Genomic DNA, 16,916 nt, shown 5'->3' with positions numbered 1-16,916 from the left:
GTCAGCAGCCGACCCAGTAGGCGTAGCCCACCAGCCGGTCGCCGAGGAAATACAGGCGGTATTGGTCGCCGTCGCCGTCCAGCGTGTAGAGCGTGGTGTAGGCGAGCTGTTCGAGCGGGTCGCCCTCGTCGCGGTCGGACGGGCTGCGTACCTTGCCTGGCGCCTCCGCCATCTTCCAGCGCGGGTTCTTGCGCATGGCCGTGTTGAGCTGCGCCAGCGTGGAGGCGGCGGTAATGTCCTGGCTTTCCAGCTTGAGCGTCAGCCCGGCCGGGATGCCGTGCAGCGCGCGGATCACGGCGTCGCCGCTGCGGCCCACTTCGATCAGCGCATCGGGGTAGTGGTAGTGCATCAGGTGCTCTTCGTCGAGCGCCGTGCCGCATTCATCCTGGTTGGGCGTGATGTCCGGCGGCTTGCCCCACGCCGCCTGCACGTCCGCCATGCTGGTCAGCCCGCGCAGCGCGACCAGCGGGCGGGCCAGCGGCGCGGGCGCAAAGCTGGGCCCGTCGTCCGGCTGGGCAGCATCGTCGGCGCGCGTTGCCTGCGCATCCGATGCGGCAGCGGCGGATGAGGATGCGGCGGAGGTGGCCGGAGCCGGTTCATTGCGTTCGCAGCCAGGCAGCGCGGCTAGCGCGGCGCAGGCGGCGAGGGCGGACAGGCAGCGGGACAGCGCGGGGCTGTCGGTGTCGTTCAGGCGGAGCATGTTGCAAGAATAGCCGCTAAGGCGGCGACTACGTCAGGAGCGCAACCATACACTGAAGCGCGCCCGCTGAGAATGCCCGCGTGTGGCTTGCCGCACGTCCGGGCCCCGCCGCGCCTGGTTTCAGTGCGCCGCGCCGGCGCGCTGGAAACCTGTCATGTCGGGATAGATCGCGCGGATCTTGCCCCATTCCACCACGTTGAAGAACTGGCACTTGCCGGCGCCGAAGCGCTTGGCCACTTCCACGCAGAAGCGCACCGCTTCGGCAATGTCGATCTCGTGGTTGGCGCTGGTGGCGCTGCCCGAGACCACCGACTGCGCCGTCAGCGCCACGCCTACCACCGGGGCGGGGGTGGCCACATGCGGCTGCATGATGCTGTTGAAGTGGTACAGGCCGTTGTGATAGGGCGTGATGTCCTGCTGCGAGATCGGGAAGGTCACTGCCGGGCAACCGGTGGTGGATTCCATCGCCGCCACCAGGTCCGGGCTCACGCGCAGGATATAGCCCTGCATGGCGGTGGGCGAGATCGCAAAGCCGCGGTGCTTGATGATGCTGTTGCCCTTGGAGGCATCGAGCGACAGGATCGCATCCATCTCGGGCAGCACCTGGTACGCGTTCATGGTGTCCGACGACACCGGCATGCCCATGAACGGCACCGGATCGTGCGGCTGCATCGACACGTTGGTGGACAAGTGCGTGGTCACGATGACGTCGCCGGCCAGGTGGTCGCCCTTGTGCTTCATCTGCGCCAGCTTGAGCGCCACGGCCAGGCTGCCGATCGGGCCGTCCGCATCGGACACCAGGCCTACCAGCTCCGGGCGCGCGCCGATGGCGCCGTTGCGGCCGATGACGCCCAGCGTGGGCGCTTTGCCGCCGCTGCGCTTGCCTTGGGTGCCGGGGATGACGATGGTGATGAAGTCGGTGGTGTTTGCAGCGGGTTCCGGCGGGGCGTTATTGATGGTGACGACGTCTACCGTTACGCCGGCGGCGGTGTAGGCGTCGAACAGTTCGCGGACAACTGCGCCGTTGGCGTTGGGGCTGTCCAGGGCTTCGTGGATGACCAGGGTTTGTTGCAGGGGCATGGGGGTCTCCTTGGATGGGGTGAGGTCAACTTCAAAGGCTTAGAGTCAAAGGCAGTTTCACCACCCCTGCGGGGCGGCGACCTACTTTCTTGTCTTGCCAAGAAAGTAGGCAAAGAAGGCGCGCCGGATGGGGCGACTACCCCCTCGGGCTTCGACGAAAAGAGCGGCCGGGACCCAAACTCGCATCGCCTTAAGGCGACACTCAGACATGGGTCCCTCTTTTCCGCTCTTTTCGCCGAAGCCCGAGGCGCCCCATACGGCCTTGGTGAACCTTGACGGCTCGCTTCGCATTGCGCTGGGGTGTTTCCCGCCCCTTCGGGCGGGAAACACGGCTACCACAGTTGGTTGATCTTGCCGCTGGTTGGCTCCCCTCTCCCGCTTGCGGCAGAGGGGATGGGGGAGAGGGCGGGCGACAGATATGCCCCTGTCATGCCAATCCGCATTGGCCTGCCGTATCTTCAAAACAAATGGCGCATGCCCAGCATCACCGTCGTCTGGTTGTTGCGGCCGTCCAGCTTCTTCCCGCTGTCGCCGGTCCAGTTGGTCGTTGCGTTGCCGAACAGGCCGGACCAGTCGCCATGTACCCAGTCGTACGCCAGCGCCAGGTAGATGTCGGTGCGCTTGCTAAAGGCGTAGTCCGCCACGCCGTAGGCCGTGGTGCGGTTGCCGCTGAAGGCGTCGGCGCGGGTGCGGTCGTGCATCACGCTTGCGGTCAGCGTGACGGCGGGGGTGACCGTGTAGTTGGCACCCACGGTGAAGAAGTCGTCGCGCCGGCTGCTGCCGAACACCGAGTTGAACGCGGCGCGGTTAGTGGCCGTGGCGGCGGTCGACATGCTGGTGATGGTGGCGGTATCGGTGCCGCCCTTGGACGAGTCGAAGCCAGCGTCGCGGTCGCTGTAGATATAGTTGGCGAACAGGCTCGCGCGGCCCACCGAGGCCTTCAGCCCGGCCAGGTAGATGCGCGCGGCGCGGCTCATGCTGTCGCGGGTCTGCTGGAAGTCGCCCACGGCCACGAGCGGGCCCGAGGCGTACTTCACGCCCAGCGAGACCGACGACATCGCGGCGCCTTTGCCGGCGGTCTCGCCCAGCGCGTACTCGGCAATTAGCGCCACCGGGCCGTAGTTGCCGGTGTAGCTGATCGCATTGTCATAGCGCTGGCCGGTCAGGAAGACCATCCACGCATTGGACGGCGCGGCGCCCACGCCGAGCGGGTCCACGTAGTACAGCATGGTGTTGGCCGTGGTGTATTGCCGGCCCAGCGCCACCTCGCCGTAGCGCTTGCTGCCGATCCTCACATAGGCCTGGCGCCCGAACAGCTGGCCCTGCTGGTCGAGCTTGCCGGTGTCCGCCAGCAGGCCGTTTTCGAGCACGAAGCCCGCCGACAGATCGCCACCCAGGTCTTCGCTGCCCTTCAGGCCGAAGCGGCTGCCGGACAGAAAGCCCTCGCCACCCTGTTGCAGGCCAGCCAGCGCGCTGCCGTTGGGGTCCGAATGGGTCTGGTAGGTGAGCGCGGTGTCGATCACGCCGTACAGCGTGACGCCGCTCTGCGCCATTGCGGCGGCGGGCAGGCTCAATGCGAGTGCGCCAAGCCAGTGCTTGTTAGTCATGGTGTTTCCTCCTCCAAGGGCAATAGGGGGCCCGCGCAGGGGTCTTTCGCCCTGCGTCGGGGTGTGGCGTGGGTGGTTCAGCGCCGGGAGGCGCCGGAAATCAGGCCCGGAAGTCTTGCCAGCCGTCCATGCCGGCCGGCCCGGTGATACGCGACAGGGGGAAGGTCTCGCCCTCGCGCAGCGTCTGTACCTGTCCCTCGGCCGTGAAGTGCAGCGCGTGGCGTTCGCCCAGCACGGTGCCGTTGCTGCCGTCGGAGAGCAGCGCGGAGCCTTCCGGCAGCGCGAAGACCTGCTCCGGCGCATTGATGTGCAGGAACTCCGCCAGGCGCTCCTCGCGGCTTTCGCCGTTATGGCCGGCGGGCTTGCCGCTGATGAAGTGCGGGTTGATCTGGAACGGCACCAGGCGCAGCGCGCGCAGCGAGGGCGGCTGCACGATGGGCATGTCGTTGGTGGTGCGGATGGTCGGGCAGGCTACGTTGCTGCCGGCGCTCCAGCCCACGTACGGCGTGCCGGCCTGCACCTTGGCGCGGATCGCGTCGACGAGATCGGCGTCGTACAGGCGCTTGAGCAGCGCGAACGTGTTGCCGCCGCCAACCGCGATGGCTTCGGCCTCGTCCGCCGCGCGGCGCGGGTCGGCACTGTGGTGGATGGACGCCAGCGCGTAGCCCAGGCGCTCGAACACCGGCTTGACCATGCCTTCATAGGTATCGAAGCTGAAGGTCACGCCGGCGTAGGGGATGAACAGGACCTTGCGCGGCTCGTGCTTGAGCAGGGCATGGATCTGCGCGTCAGCGTGTTCGAGGTAGCCGAGGTTGTCCTTGCGGGAGCTGCTCATCAGCAAGATGCGTTGGTTCATGTCGGGTTCCGGTTGTTCAGTCGTGATGTCAGGTTCAGGCCACGGCGGCGGCGATCAGCTCGGCCACGCGGTCGATTTCCTCATGGGTATTGAAGTAATGCAACGAAATGCGCGCCATGGTGGACACGCCGTAGCGCGCCAGGATGGCATCGGCCATGAAGTTGCCGGCTTCGATGATGCACTGCTGCTGCTCCAGCGCGGCTACGATCCTCGCCGGGTCCACGCCGCACACATTGAAGGGCACGATGCCGATGCGGTCGGCGGCATTGGATGGGCCGTAGAGTTCGAAGCCAGCGACGGCCGAGAGCTTCTCCACGGCGTAGGCGGTGAGATCCCGCACGCGCGCTTCGATGGCGTCGATGCCGATGTGCTCGGCATAGCCGATGGCGGTGCCCAGGCCGAGGATGGCCGGCACGATCGGGCAGCCGGCTTCAAACCGGCGTGCGCCCGGCACCAGCGACAGCGCGCCGGTGGCGCGGTCATAGCTGCCGTTCCACCAGCCCACCAGCGCGGGCTCGATGGTCTCGATCAACGCGCGGCGCACATAAAGAAACCCCGATCCTTCGGTGGCGCGCAGCGCCTTGCGCCCGCAACCGGCCAGGAAATCGCAATCCAGCGCCTGCACGTCGGAGCGCAGCATGCCCACGCTTTGCGCGGCATTGACCAGCGACAGCACGCCATGCGCGCGCGCCACCGCGCAAATGGCGGCGGCGGGCTGCACCGCGCCGGTGGAGTTGGGCAGGTGCGAGAACGTCAGCAGGCGCGTGCGCGGGGTGACGGCGGTGGTGAAGCGCTCGGGGCTCAGCAGACCTTGTGCATCGGCTGCCACCATCTTCACCACGATGCCGTGGGTTTGCTCCAGGCGCTTCCACGGCAGCAGGTTGCTGAGCATTTCCGTGTCGGCCACCAGCACTTCGTCGCCCGCTTGCCAGGCGATGCCGCGCGCCACGATGGAGATGCTCTCGGTGGCATTCTTGGTGAAGGCGATCTCGTCGGCGGCCGCACCCAGCAGGCCGGCGAGTTGTGCGCGCACGGCTTCCACGCGGGCATAGGTGGCTTTGCGGAAGGCCGGCAGGTAGATGCCAACGTGGCCGGTATCCAGCAGATACGCGCGCACGGCGTCGAGCACGTCGTCTGGCGGCAGCGAGGCCGCCGCGGTATCGAGATAGATGGTGGAGGCCGTCAGCGGGGTGTCGGCGCGGATTGCTTGGATATCCATGGAACGTCTCGGGGTGATGCAGGAAAGAAGGTGCTTCGGCAAGGCTTACTTGCGCAGCTTGGTGACCGAGCCGAAGAAGCTGAACAGCGCGTCGCCCGCGATCACGCCGCCGGCGAAGGCGCTCATCTCCGCAATATCGCGCTCGCCACGCAGGCGCAGCAGCACGAAGCGGATCAGCAGCCCTGCGATGACCGCCCAGCCGGCCAGCGGCGAGGCGATCAGCATGCCGGTGGACAGCAGGATGCCAAGCTGGCGCTTGGAGCCGCCCAGCCACTGCAAAAGCGCGCCCGGAATGGCCCAGATCACCAGGTTGCGCGCAATCTCGGCGGACGAGCCGGCCTTGATCGACGCGGCATAGACGCGGTCCACCGGCGGCAGCAGGCCCTGCGAGAAGAAGGTGCCGTGGAACACCAGCACCACCACGGCCGCCACGGCAAAGCCGATCATCGCGGCGAAGAACTGTTGCTTGCGCCCGGCCAGTTCCGCCTCCATGTCGCGGCCTTCGCCACGCAGCAGGTAGCCGGTCTTGAGGTCGTAGCCCATGTCGGCAAAGGCCGGGCCGGTGGCGGCGGAGAAGCCCACCAGCACTGCCAGCGCCGTCGGCGGGAAACCGATCAGGATGCCGATGGTCAGGGTGATCAGCGCCACCGCGAAGGCCGGGAACCAGCCCGAGTGCATGGCCGCGATGCCCACGATGAGCTCGTGCACATAGGCGGCAAACGCGGCGTAGAGCACGAATGCCACCAGCATGCCCGGCGACATGTCGGAGACATGGCCGGCCAGCACCGAGATCAGCAGTGCGATGGCCAGGTAGACCAGGAAGCCGCCCGAGAGAATGCGGCTGGCGCGCGCGGCCGGGACTTCGATGGTGCGGGCGTCGGCGGCCGGGGCGTTGCGCGACTTGTGGATCTCGCGTGCCACCTGGAATAGCGCCACCAGCCCGGCGCCGATCATCAGGCCGTGCGGAATGTAGGCCTTGGCAATGTCGATGCCGAGGAGCGGCACCGAATAGCCGCGCGTCAGCAGCCCCAGGCCAAACATGGTCAGCGCGGCCAGGTTGCCGAGGAACGCAGCGCCAAAGGCCGACATCGGGATGCCCAGCCAGGCCCCGCCCACGCCCACCGCGATGCCCAGGCCGAGAAAGGCCGCCTTGCGCCCGCCGCGGTCGCCCGCCCAGATCGCTTCAGCGGTGGCGATGCCGGCCGGCCAGGTGCCGGTCGCCGGGAAGATCTTGCTGCCGAACAGGAAGTACAGCATGGCGCCGTCGACAAACATGGCGATCACCGCGCCGATCAGCATCGGCGTGGCCAGCTCCGGCATGCCCATGGCGTAGGGCACGCCGAGCGGAATCATCAGGGAATTGGCCGCGCCGAAGGTGGCCGAGGAAATCGCCGTCTGCACCAGGTTCTGGCGCTCCAGCACGCGAAAGCGCCGCGTGATCTCCAGCGGGATGCGCGAGAACACGATGGCGATCAGCGCGCCGATGATCGACGTATTGGCCGAGATGCCGAGCGACACGATCAGCTGCATGCCGATCATCGCGCCGAAGACCGACAGCCCCACCGAGACCAGCAGCAGGAAGGGTTCGGTGATGCGCGCGCGCGTGGCGGGCTTGGCCGCCAGGGGTGGGTTCATTGCTGCCGGGGCTTCCATGGTTCTACCTTTCATCATCTGTCCTGCCAGTGTTCTCCGCACGTTTTTTTTAGCGGATGAAGCCGGCAACCTCCTCGATTGGCCCCTTGGCCCGGCGCATCGCGTCCAGCAGGCGGGGAACGGCCTGTATGTCCAGTCTTTGCAGCGGCCCGGCGATGCCCAGCGAGCCCACCACCGCGCGAGCGTCGCGCGACCACAGCGGCACCGCCAGCCCGGCCACCGCGGCGGCGGCTTCTTCACGGGTATGCGCCCAGCCGTCGGCGCGGATGCGGGTGAGCTGCGCCTCCAGCGCGTCCACCGCCGTTTCCCGCCAGCCGAGCGCGCGGTACACCTGCAGGCGCAAGGCCTCGTCCTGGAAGGCCAGGATGGCCTTGGCATGCGCGCCGGCAAACAGTGGGAAGCGCTGGCCCACTTCGATGGAAAAGCGCAGCTGGTGCGGGCTCTGCGCAATGTCCGTGCACAGGCCCTCAAAGCCCTCGCGCCAGGACAGAAAGACGGTCTCGCCGCTCTGCGTGGCCAGCGCTTCCAGCGCGGGCTGCACGACTTCGCTGGGTGAGAAGGCCTTGCGCGTGGCCTGCCCCAGTTCCAGCCAGCGCAGGCCCAGGCCATAGCAGCCGGCTGCGTCCTGCACCAGGAAGCCGTTGGCGGCGAAGGTCGCGAGCACGCGATGCACCACCGCATGGTGAATGCCGGCGTGCTGGGCGAGTTCGCGCACGCCCCAGCTCGGCTGGCGCACGCTGAAATGCGTCAGCAGGCCGAGGGCGCCGTTGAGGGTCTTGAGCATCCGATCTTTGCGTCTTGTGGCTCGTGGCTTGTGTCTCTATATAAGAGACGGTGTCTCTGTATTTGTAAAATGCTAGGCCTGGCCGTGGCATCGAACAATCAGGGTAAACACCGAACGCCGCCGCGCAACGGCGCACGCATGCGTGCTTCGCCACACCTTGACGCCGCCTATACTTGGGCGGGAATGTGCAAAGGAAGGGGCCCCGCATGCCAGTCCACGAGCAGCCTTCGGATGACGAACTGGCCCGCATTGCGCGCCGGCGCCGGCAGCTCGGCATTGCCCGGCGCGTGCGCGATGGCGACAGCAACTGGGCGCTGGCACTCTCGGGCGGCGGGATCCGCAGCGCGACGTTTTGCCTGGGCGTGATGCAGGCACTGGCCAAGGCGCCTGCACCACCGGTGGCCGGTCCCGCGCTGCATGCAGTTGCCAAGGAGGCGCCGTCGGATGCCATCCAGGAAGGCGACGGACCGGATGCCATCAACCCTGCCCCCGCGCCAGCCACCACCTCCTTGCTTGGCCAGTTCGATTACCTGTCCACCGTCAGCGGCGGCGGCTACATCGGTGCTTTCTTCTGCAGCCTGTTTGTGCCGGGCCGGTTGAAGCCGGGCACCACGCCGCCGGAGGCTGCGGCACTCGCCTACCGCACGCTGCAGCATGAGCCGCCGGAGCGCATCCGCTCGTCGGCGTCCTACGCCCCCGATCCGGGGCGCGCCGCGATGGCGTGGCTGCGCGAGAACGGCCGTTACCTGACGCCGACCGGCGCCGGCGATTCGCTCTACGCGGCCTCGCTGGTGGTGCGCAACTGGTTCGCCATGCAGTACGTGATCGGCAGCGCGCTGCTGTTGCTGCTGGCGGTGCTGGCGTTGCTGCGCCATCTCGCCATCGGCACCTGGCTCGACCTGGGCCGCCACGAGCTGGACCTGCTGCACGACGCCCGCCAGGTGTTCAATGAGGGCGGCCTTGCGATCTGGTGGAGCGAGTTGCTGTGGCTGCCGCTGGCGGCGCTGCTGCTGTTTGCCGTGCCGCCAGGCGTGGCGTACTGGCTGGTCTATCCGCGCGGCGGCGATGGCAAGGCGGCCTTGCGCTTTGACAGCCTCGCCACGCGCCTGGCCGCGCTGGCCGGCGTGGCGATGCTGGTCATGGCCGCGGTCCTGCACCACCTCGGTCCGGGGCTGGTGCTGTCGTGCCTGTTGCTGGCGATGGCGGTGCTGACACTGTCAGGCGTGGCTTGCTGCTTTGTGTTGTGCCGGATGCCGCCGGCTACCGTGCAGGACTACCGGGTGCGGGCCACGCGCCTGCTGAGCCAGGCCATCGGCGTTGCGCTGTGGCTCGCGGCGCTGGGCGTGGCGGACACCGTGGCGCGCACCTTCTATCTCTACACGCAGGCCTCCCATCAGCCCTGGCGCACGCTCGGGCTGGCGGCGACGCTGGGTGGGCTGGTCTGGCTGATCCGCTATGTCGCCGCGCTGGTCGACGGCAAGGGCGGTAATGCCGGCAATGGAATTGGCAATGGCACTGGCAAGGGCCGCACGTGGCGCGCGCGTCTGCCGGTGTCGCTGCTGGCGGGCATTGCTGCCGCCGTGGTGGCGCTGCTGGTCTTCGTGCTGTGGTCGTGGCTGGTGCTGTGGGTGCGCTGGAATGGCGGCGAGCCGCTCGACTGGTTCACCTTCGGCAACGCCTACACCACGCCGGTGCTGTGCACGCTGATCGTGCTGGCGCTCGGGCTGACCATGATCGCCGGGCGTTTCGCCGGCTTCCTGAACCTGTCGACGCTGCAGCCGTTTTACTCGGCCCGCCTGACCCGCGCCTACCTTGGCGCCTCCAACGGCAAGCGCTTCATGCCCGGCAGCGGCGCGGCGCCCGCGCAGCAGCACGGCAGCCAGCGCGCCAGGCTGAGCGTGGCAGAGCCAGCGGACGGTGACGCGCTCAGCCTGAACACCTATTACGATCCCGTCATGCTGGCGCCGCTGCACCTGATCAATGTCACGCTCAACCTCACCGTGGATCCCGCCGAGCAGCTGGTGCAGCGCGACCGCAAGGGCAAGCCGCTATGCGTGGCGCCAGGCCCCTTCGTGCTGCCGGCAACGGCCTCGCGCACCATGCCCGACGATTCCTTCGTGTGCTTCACCGTGGACGGGCAGCGCTATTTCCCGGAAACGCACAAGGCGGGCGGCAGCGAGCTCTCGCAATCGCGCACGCTGGGCGACTGGATCGCGACCTCGGGCGCGGTGGTCTCGACCGGGCTGGGCCGCTCCACCACGCTGGGCACATCGCTGCTGCTAGGGTTGGCCAACCTGCGCCTGGGCACCTGGTGGCCGTCGTACCCGCTGGATGCCGGCAGCGCGCCGCGCGCCGGCGGCGCAGACCGCAACCGCGTGCAGGCGGACCTGCCAGGGTCGCCCTGGCTGGGCGGGTTTATCACACTGTTGCGCACGCAGTACTACCTGGCCTGCGAACTGAGCGCGCGCTTTCACGGCACGCGGCGCGGCTGGCAATACCTGTCGGATGGCGGGCATTTCGAGAACACCGCCGTGTATGAGCTGCTGCGGCCCGAGCGCGGGGTGGGGCTGGTCGTGCTGTGCGATTGCGGAGCGGACCCGGACTACCAGTTCGGCGACCTGGCCAACCTGATCCGGCTGGCCCGTATCGACATGGGGCTGGAGATCGTGGTCGATGCCGCGGCCGCCGGCGATGCCGTGCTGGGCAGCGTGTTCGGCACGCCGGAGGATTTTCTGCCGGCGGCTCGCCAGAACCCGGCGGCGGCCAACAAGTGCGCGCTGCTGTTGAACGTGTACCGTGCGCTTGAGCCCGCCGCCACGCGCCGTCCCGTATCGCGCATCGTGCTGCTCAAGCCCTGCCCGATTGCCTCGGCGCCGGTTGATGTGCAGCAGTACCGCGCCGGCCATCCGGTGTTTCCGCAGGAACCCACGATCGAGCAGTTCTTCAATGAAGCGCAGTGGGAGAGCTACCGCGAGCTGGGGTTCTCCATCGGTCAGCTTGTGTTCGGCGGCGGCGCCGGTGGCGATGCGGTGGCGCGCGCCTTGTGGGCGCGCTAGCACCCTAACGCCACTAGCGCCCGAAACCCACCACCTCTTCCAGCCGGCGGCTGGCTTCGCGCAGGGCTTCCAGCATGCGCGGGACCGCCTCCTCATTCAGGCGTTGCTGCGGGCCTGCAATGGCCAGCGAGCCAACCACCTCGGTCTGGTCGCGCGACCACAGCGGCAGGGCCAGCCCCGCCACGCTGGCGGCGGCCTCGCCGCGCGTGTGGGCCCAGCCCTGCTGGCGGATCTCGGCAAGCTGCGGCTCGATGGCGGCGGGATCGGGCGCGGCCAGCGCAGGCTGGTCCTGGGCGCGCTGCCTGGCGTTTTCCAGCACACGGGCCCGGAAGGCGTCGTCCTGGAAGGCCAGGATGGCCTTGGCGTGCGCGCCCGCGTGCAGCGCAAAGCGCTGTCCAAGCTCAATCGAGAAACGCAGCTGATGCTGGCTCTGGACCATGCCAACGCATAGCCCCTCATGGCCGTCCAGCCACGACAGGAAGACAGTCTCGCCGCTTTGCGCGGCCAGCTTTTCCAGCACGGGCTGCACCACCTCGGCGGGCGAGAACGTCTTGCGCACCACCTGGCCCAGCTCGAACAGCCGCAGCCCCAGCGAATACTTGCCGCTGGCCGCGTCCTGCACCAGGAAACCGTTGGCGGCAAAGGTGGCCAGCACGCGGTGCACTACCGCGTGATGCACCCCGCTGTGCTTGGCCAGCTCGCGCACGCCCCAGGTGGGCTGGCGCACCGTGAAGTAGGTCAGCAAGGCCAGCGCGCCGTCGAGAGTCTTGAGAGTCATACCGTTATCCTGCCTTGATCCTGCTTTGCATGGGCAGCATGGTACGGATAAGCGGCGCGCGGCTCAATCTTTGTTGTCGAGAAGGCACGGTGGCGGGGGGCGCCAGCCGGACCTCGTCGTACTTGCCGTTGTCAGGAAGTGCTCTGCGATTGCGGCGAAAGACGCAAGGCAGGTCTCGAAAACTGGCTTCTCTTTTGCGAACAGAAGAGGGAGCAGGCGCTGCGAGAAATCTCGGCGCAGGCCTTCGTCGCTACGGGCGCGATCCAGCGCGTTGCTCAGGACGGCGTAGGGCTTGGTATCGAACCCGTGATGTTGGCCCTTGAACTCTTCAACGTCTTTTGCCACGAGCGCGGCAAAGACAGCACGAGCCGGCTCGATTGCGTCTGGCCGTGCCGCGTGGATACGCCAGACGTCATAGACGTGGCGAACCAGCGCCGGGTCGGAGTCGCCACGCTGGTGCCCATCCCACTTCCAGGCGCAGCGTCGCAAGAGCGAAAGCACCTTCTCCGCGAGGGTCTCCGCGATCGAGATCGCAAGCATCTGGAAACGAACCGGCGTGTCGCGGGGAATGAAACGATCCAGCAGGTAGCCCATCTCGAGCGCTTCGACCGGGAGCTTGGGCGGACGATGGATGAGTTCGACTTTCAACTCTGGACGCAAGACGCCGGAGACATCCTTGAATTGCGGACCATACTCAACCGCAAGCCTGTAGTAGCGACGGTTGTCGTTGGAGAGCGGGTTGTTCTTGTCTTCGATTTTCGTAAAGACGAAGCCAACCCGGGTCAGGCGCTCCTCCAGTTCGGTCTGGATGTCGCCCAGACGCTTGCGCGTCGAATGACCTTTCGGCAGCGCATAGCCATCTGGAGCGTCTTCTAGCAGAACCTTGATGTCGATGTCTTCCGACATCCGTTCGATGAGGCCGTGGGCTTTCGACAGGCAGGTGCCGCCGGCAAAGACAAGCTGGCTCTTCACTGCTACCCGAGCCGGGCGCGTCTCTGCCTTCCGGCGCTCTTGCCGATGTGCGATGTGCACGATCCGGATTTTGGAGAGTGCAATCAGCGCATCGGTGATGTGGATGTCTTTTTCCGCTACGGCGGGCGGTAAGTTGTTCAGCAGGCCTGCCGTGGCAGCGTCTTCAATGTCGGACTTGAGCTCAGCGGTGATGGCTTTCATATTGGATGGTCCGATCGCCTACCGTGATTTGCCGGCTGATGCGCCGGCGCCCCGTGTTGACAACGCTTCCCATCGGGATCTGGGTGCTCCTGCCGCTGTTGTAGTCCTCCGCGAGCTGGCTTGGGGAGATCGCGATGCCGAGCTTCTGGAACAGCTCGGCAGCAATGTCCTCGAGCGTGCCGGCGGGCGTCGGTTTTCCGGTGAACTTGTTCGCGCGCGTCTTGGCAAACGCCCCCTTGCTAACGCGGACCAGCTTGCCCTCATCCACAAGACGGGCTAGCACGCGGCCAACCTGTGCGGAGCTTCCCAGCTTGGCAAGCTCCGAGCGCAGGATGACGGTCGCAGCACGCTGCGTCAGCGAGCGAATGATTCGGTCTTCCAGTTTCATGGCTCGCCTGCCGGGTCGGATTTATGTTGGTAGTGACTCTATCACATGAAGTGCTTGAAACTGGCTCTGGTATTGGGAAATACGTTTTCAGAATCTGCTCATTTACGATCAGTTTTTGCGAGCACATTCAGTGAAAAAGTGCGTAAAAATACATAAAAAAAGCTCCCGATTCCTCGGGAGCTCGGATTGCTGACAATGCCGGATCTGCGTTGTCGTGCTCCTCTCTCCCGCGCGCGGGAGAGAGGTTGGGAGAGAGGGCGGGCGCTCGTCACGCCAGCATGCTGGATAACACCAAACACCACGGGCTTCGCTTCAAGTGGCTCCTAGCTGATATGACTCCCCGTGTCAATTGAGATTGGTTTGATTCAGTTTCACAGTTGCATGGTGTTCCCCAATTTCCTGGAGGGCGACGTAGCAGTAAGTCTCGACGGTGGATCACGCTGATATCCGCGGGTTGGTTACCGCATTACAGAGGTCCGCCCAATGAGCCTGCCGCCATCTAAGGCCGCAAGTCGGATGAAATCCGTTGCCTAGCTAGGTCGCGGGTTGCTCGTGTGCCGGGCTACGTCGCCCTTCAGGAAACTGGCTCCACAGTAGGTGGCAGATAGGTTGATACCTTGGCGCTGGGTTACGTTGTCTGCGCCGCGTTCGGTATGGCAAGCGACATGGCGAGCCGGCTGATGTCCCAGATGAACCCGCTCAGTTCGCGGGCCACCGCAACCACCGCAATGTTCGGGTTCTTGCCGCGCGCGGCAAGTCTCCGATAGCGCCGGCACAGTCGAACCTGGGCGTCCCAGGACCGGTCAACGATGGCCTTCGGGATGCCTTCGTGCCGGCGCTGAATCTCGGGGCTCACACGTGCCGGGTGCCGGTAACTCCAGGCGGCTTCGATTAGCAGCTTTCTTGCATAGCTATTGCCGTTCTTGGTGATGCTGCCTTGGCGCCGTTTCCCCCCCGATGAGTGTTCTGCGGGCGTCACGCCGAGCCAGGCCATCAGTTGGCGCGGATGGACAAAGCGCGAGAGATCGCCCAATTCGGCGAGCATGCCCACCGCCGTGGTGAACTGCACGCCACGCATGGCCTGCAAGCCCAGTACGGCCGGATAGAAGCGCCAGTTGACCACTGCCTCGCGCAAGGCCGCTTCGAGACGGCTGCATTGCGCGAGCCGATCCTCGATGGCACGTCGATATTCGTCAAAGGCAAGTTGCTGCCACACGGTGTCGAACGCAAAGGTACTGATCCAGCGCTGGTGCGCCGGTCCCCAGTCGGCTCTGCCGCTGTAGCGCACCCCATGTGAAAGCAGAAAGGCCTTCAGCCGTTGGCGGGCGCGCTTCAGATCGTCCTTGGCGCTGACCCACGCGCGTGACAGATCCCGGAATGCTTCGTCCTCCACGCTGGGCACGTACACGGCGGAGAGGTCACCGGCGCGCAGCGATCGCACGAGCTTGACCGCATCGCGCCGATCGGTCTTGACGCGCTCGCCGGGTTTCTTCGGGATCAGCGACGGCGCGCACACCATGCACTCGAATCCCTTCCCTGCAAGCTGCCGGTAAAGGCCATAGCCGCAAGGGCCTGCCTCGTAGACGATGTGGATCCGGCTCGCTTTAGACTGCAGGCGCTTGCACAGGCGATCGATATCGGCCTTCGAGGTACCGATCTTGCCAAGCAGTTCGACCTCGCCCACGCCGAGTGCGTAGGCGACCGTGATCGAGTCCTTATGGACGTCAAGACCCACGTACAAAGTGCTATCGTGTTCCATGCTGGCCTCCGCGCTGGAAATCGCCGGGTGTGGCACTGTCCACACCATGCGGCTCTGGCAGTCATGCTAACCCGCGTTTGATTCCTCGCGGCGGGCCAGCCCTCTTGCCCCCAGGGGAGTCATATTGACTAAGCCACCCCTCTCCCCGGCCCTCTCCCCCTGAGGGGAGAGGGAGAAACAGCCGTCGTCATGGCGCGCGGAATTGGCCCGTGCGGCGGCTCCGGCGCGGGCCTCATCCAGGCTACCGGTTGACCACCTTGGCCGGCATCGCCAGCACCAGGAAGCAGCTCGCCACCAGGCAGCCTGCGAACAGGATCAGGCCAGCGCTCGGGCTGTGGAATGTGTCCTTCAGCCAGCCCAGCAGGTAGGTGGCCGCGAAGCCGCCCAGGTTCGCGATGGAGCACGCCAGCGCGATGCCGGCGGCGGCCGCGGTGCCGCTCAGGAAGGTGGATGGCAGGCACCAGAACACCGGGAAGGTCGCCACGATGCCCACGTTGGCCACTGTCAGCATCACCAAGGTGGCGGAGGTAGAGCCGGTGACGAAGGTGCTGCCGACCAGGCCGGCGGCGCCTGCCAGGGTGGGCAGCACAATGTGCCAGCGGCGCTCGCGCGTCTTGTCGGAGTGGGCGCCGTTGAGCAGCATCCCGATCACCGCCGCGGCGTGCGGGATGGCGGTGAGCAGGCCGATGTGCAGCGGGCTGGCCACGCCGGAGTCGCGGATGATGGTGGGCATCCAGAAGCCGATGGAGTACGTGCCCATCAGCAGGCACATGTCGATCAGGCCCAGCATCCACACGCGGCGATCGGCGAAGGCGGCCATGAGCGAGTGGTTGTTTTCCACCAGCACGTCTGTATCCAGGTTGCGCTGCAACGTGCGCTTTTCGTCCGCCTGCAGCCACTTGGCGTCCTTGATGCCGTTGGGCAGGTAGATGAACACCATCACGCCCAGCAGCACCGAGGGGATGGCCTCCAGGAAGAACAGCCACTGCCAGCCGGCCCAGCCGTGCATGCCGGCGAAAGCGGTCATGATCCAGCCGGACAGCGGGCTGCCGATCATGCTGGCAAGCGGCAGGCCCATCATGAACAACGCGATGATCTTGCTGCGCTTGTGGGTGGGGAACCAGTAGGTCAGGTACAGCAGCACGCCGGGCAGGAAGCCGGCCTCGGCCGCGCCCAGCAGGAAGCGCAGCACGTAGAACTGCGTTGGCGTGGTGACGAACATGGTCGCCCCCGACAGCAAGCCCCACGTCACCATGATGCGGGCGATCCAGAGGCGCGCGCCCACCTTTTGCAGCACCAGGTTGCTGGGTACCTCGAACAGGATGTAGCCCACGAAGAACAGGCCCGCGCCCAGCCCGTAGATCGTCTCGCTGAAGTGCAGGTCGTCCAGCATCTGCAGCTTGGCCAGCCCGACGTTGATGCGGTCGAGATAGGCGGCGAGATAGCAGGCGCAGAAGAACGGAATCAGGCGCCAGGTCACCTTGCGGTAGATGTCTGGCTCGGCCGCCGCGGGTAGTACGCCCGCCGCGCCGTCTTGATACTGATACGACATGTTCACTCCTTTACTGTTTACCGTTGTCTACCGTGTGTGTGTCTTTGCCACCGCTGCGCTCGGCTGGCTTGTGCTGTTTGCTATGCAAGCAGCGGGCCAGGCCTGTTCAGTGATGGATGGGCTGTTTTTTATGGTTTCCGGCGGGCTGGCCGGGGTGTTGCGCGCCGTCCTTGTGCAGGGGCGGCACCGCTTTCCTTCATCCGGCACTCATGTAGTGCCCGCTACATGATCGTTCAGCGTAAGCTACATAAAACCAGCTAGCAAGAGCGTGGTGGTGGTTTTCTCCTCGGGGTTTTCCCCGTGCCGCGCGG

The 16,916-nt window shown here is 66.2% G+C and carries 14 protein-coding genes; 2 read left to right on the top strand and 12 right to left on the bottom strand.

Annotated elements, in window-relative coordinates:
- Position 1: 1 nt before the first annotated feature.
- The 7 genes from ACX12D_RS29210 to ACX12D_RS29180 all read right to left on the bottom strand — a co-directional run bounded on the left by ACX12D_RS29210 (position 2) and on the right by ACX12D_RS29180 (position 7,899).
- Positions 2-700, bottom strand: coding sequence for a hypothetical protein (locus tag ACX12D_RS29210; RefSeq protein WP_459374543.1), 699 nt, complete (start codon positions 698-700; stop codon positions 2-4).
- A gap of 120 nt (positions 701-820) precedes the next feature.
- Positions 821-1,780 (bottom strand): DUF1177 domain-containing protein, encoded by a 960-nt coding sequence (locus tag ACX12D_RS29205; protein ID WP_459374542.1) that lies wholly within the window; start codon positions 1,778-1,780, stop codon positions 821-823.
- A gap of 458 nt (positions 1,781-2,238) precedes the next feature.
- Positions 2,239-3,387 carry a porin gene (locus ACX12D_RS29200; protein WP_459374540.1) on the bottom strand — a complete coding sequence of 383 codons (1,149 nt, stop codon included), beginning with the start codon at positions 3,385-3,387 and terminating at the stop codon, positions 2,239-2,241.
- A gap of 100 nt (positions 3,388-3,487) precedes the next feature.
- Entirely contained in the window at positions 3,488-4,243 is a 756-nt protein-coding gene (pepE, locus tag ACX12D_RS29195; protein WP_459374539.1) for a dipeptidase PepE, read from the bottom strand.
- A gap of 34 nt (positions 4,244-4,277) precedes the next feature.
- Complete coding sequence (locus ACX12D_RS29190; protein WP_459374538.1) at positions 4,278-5,462, bottom strand: aminotransferase class V-fold PLP-dependent enzyme; 1,185 nt, start codon at positions 5,460-5,462, stop codon at positions 4,278-4,280.
- A gap of 45 nt (positions 5,463-5,507) precedes the next feature.
- The gene (locus ACX12D_RS29185) at positions 5,508-7,097 is read right to left on the bottom strand and encodes an OPT/YSL family transporter (protein WP_459374537.1); all 1,590 of its coding nucleotides are present in this window, start codon (positions 7,095-7,097) and stop codon (positions 5,508-5,510) included.
- A gap of 67 nt (positions 7,098-7,164) precedes the next feature.
- Positions 7,165-7,899: an IclR family transcriptional regulator gene (locus ACX12D_RS29180; protein WP_459374536.1), complete on the bottom strand. Its 735-nt coding sequence runs from the start codon at positions 7,897-7,899 to the stop codon at positions 7,165-7,167.
- 206 nt (positions 7,900-8,105) lie between these two features.
- On the opposite strand from ACX12D_RS29180, the gene ACX12D_RS29175 reads away from it, so the two are divergent.
- Positions 8,106-10,955, top strand: a complete 2,850-nt coding sequence (locus ACX12D_RS29175) for a hypothetical protein (protein WP_459374535.1) — start codon at positions 8,106-8,108, stop codon at positions 10,953-10,955.
- Between the two features lie 13 nt (positions 10,956-10,968).
- Here the strand turns inward: ACX12D_RS29175 and ACX12D_RS29170 are convergent, their stop codons facing one another.
- The 5 genes from ACX12D_RS29170 to ACX12D_RS29150 all read right to left on the bottom strand — a co-directional run bounded on the left by ACX12D_RS29170 (position 10,969) and on the right by ACX12D_RS29150 (position 16,605).
- Positions 10,969-11,733: an IclR family transcriptional regulator gene (locus tag ACX12D_RS29170; protein ID WP_459374534.1), complete on the bottom strand. Its 765-nt coding sequence runs from the start codon at positions 11,731-11,733 to the stop codon at positions 10,969-10,971.
- A gap of 63 nt (positions 11,734-11,796) precedes the next feature.
- Positions 11,797-12,906, bottom strand: coding sequence for a nucleotidyl transferase AbiEii/AbiGii toxin family protein (locus ACX12D_RS29165; protein WP_459374533.1), 1,110 nt, complete (start codon positions 12,904-12,906; stop codon positions 11,797-11,799).
- Entirely contained in the window at positions 12,887-13,294 is a 408-nt protein-coding gene (locus ACX12D_RS29160) for a DUF6088 family protein (RefSeq protein ID WP_459374532.1), read from the bottom strand. The genes ACX12D_RS29165 and ACX12D_RS29160 overlap by 20 nt, the downstream gene beginning before the upstream one ends.
- A gap of 628 nt (positions 13,295-13,922) precedes the next feature.
- The gene (locus ACX12D_RS29155; RefSeq protein WP_459371562.1) at positions 13,923-15,053 is read right to left on the bottom strand and encodes an IS110 family RNA-guided transposase; all 1,131 of its coding nucleotides are present in this window, start codon (positions 15,051-15,053) and stop codon (positions 13,923-13,925) included.
- A gap of 241 nt (positions 15,054-15,294) precedes the next feature.
- Positions 15,295-16,605, bottom strand: a complete 1,311-nt coding sequence (locus ACX12D_RS29150) for an MFS transporter (protein ID WP_441636243.1) — start codon at positions 16,603-16,605, stop codon at positions 15,295-15,297.
- Between ACX12D_RS29150 and ACX12D_RS29145 the strand changes: the two genes are divergently transcribed.
- A complete protein-coding gene (locus tag ACX12D_RS29145; RefSeq protein ID WP_459374531.1) occupies positions 16,604-16,834 on the top strand; it encodes a hypothetical protein in 231 nt (76 codons plus the stop codon). The genes ACX12D_RS29150 and ACX12D_RS29145 overlap by 2 nt on opposite strands.
- Positions 16,835-16,916: the final 82 nt, after the last annotated feature.

Source organism: Cupriavidus sp. PET2-C1, assembly GCF_054515855.1.
The sequence above is the reverse complement of the archived record's forward strand: the minus strand, read 5'-3'. Positions and strand labels throughout refer to the sequence as shown.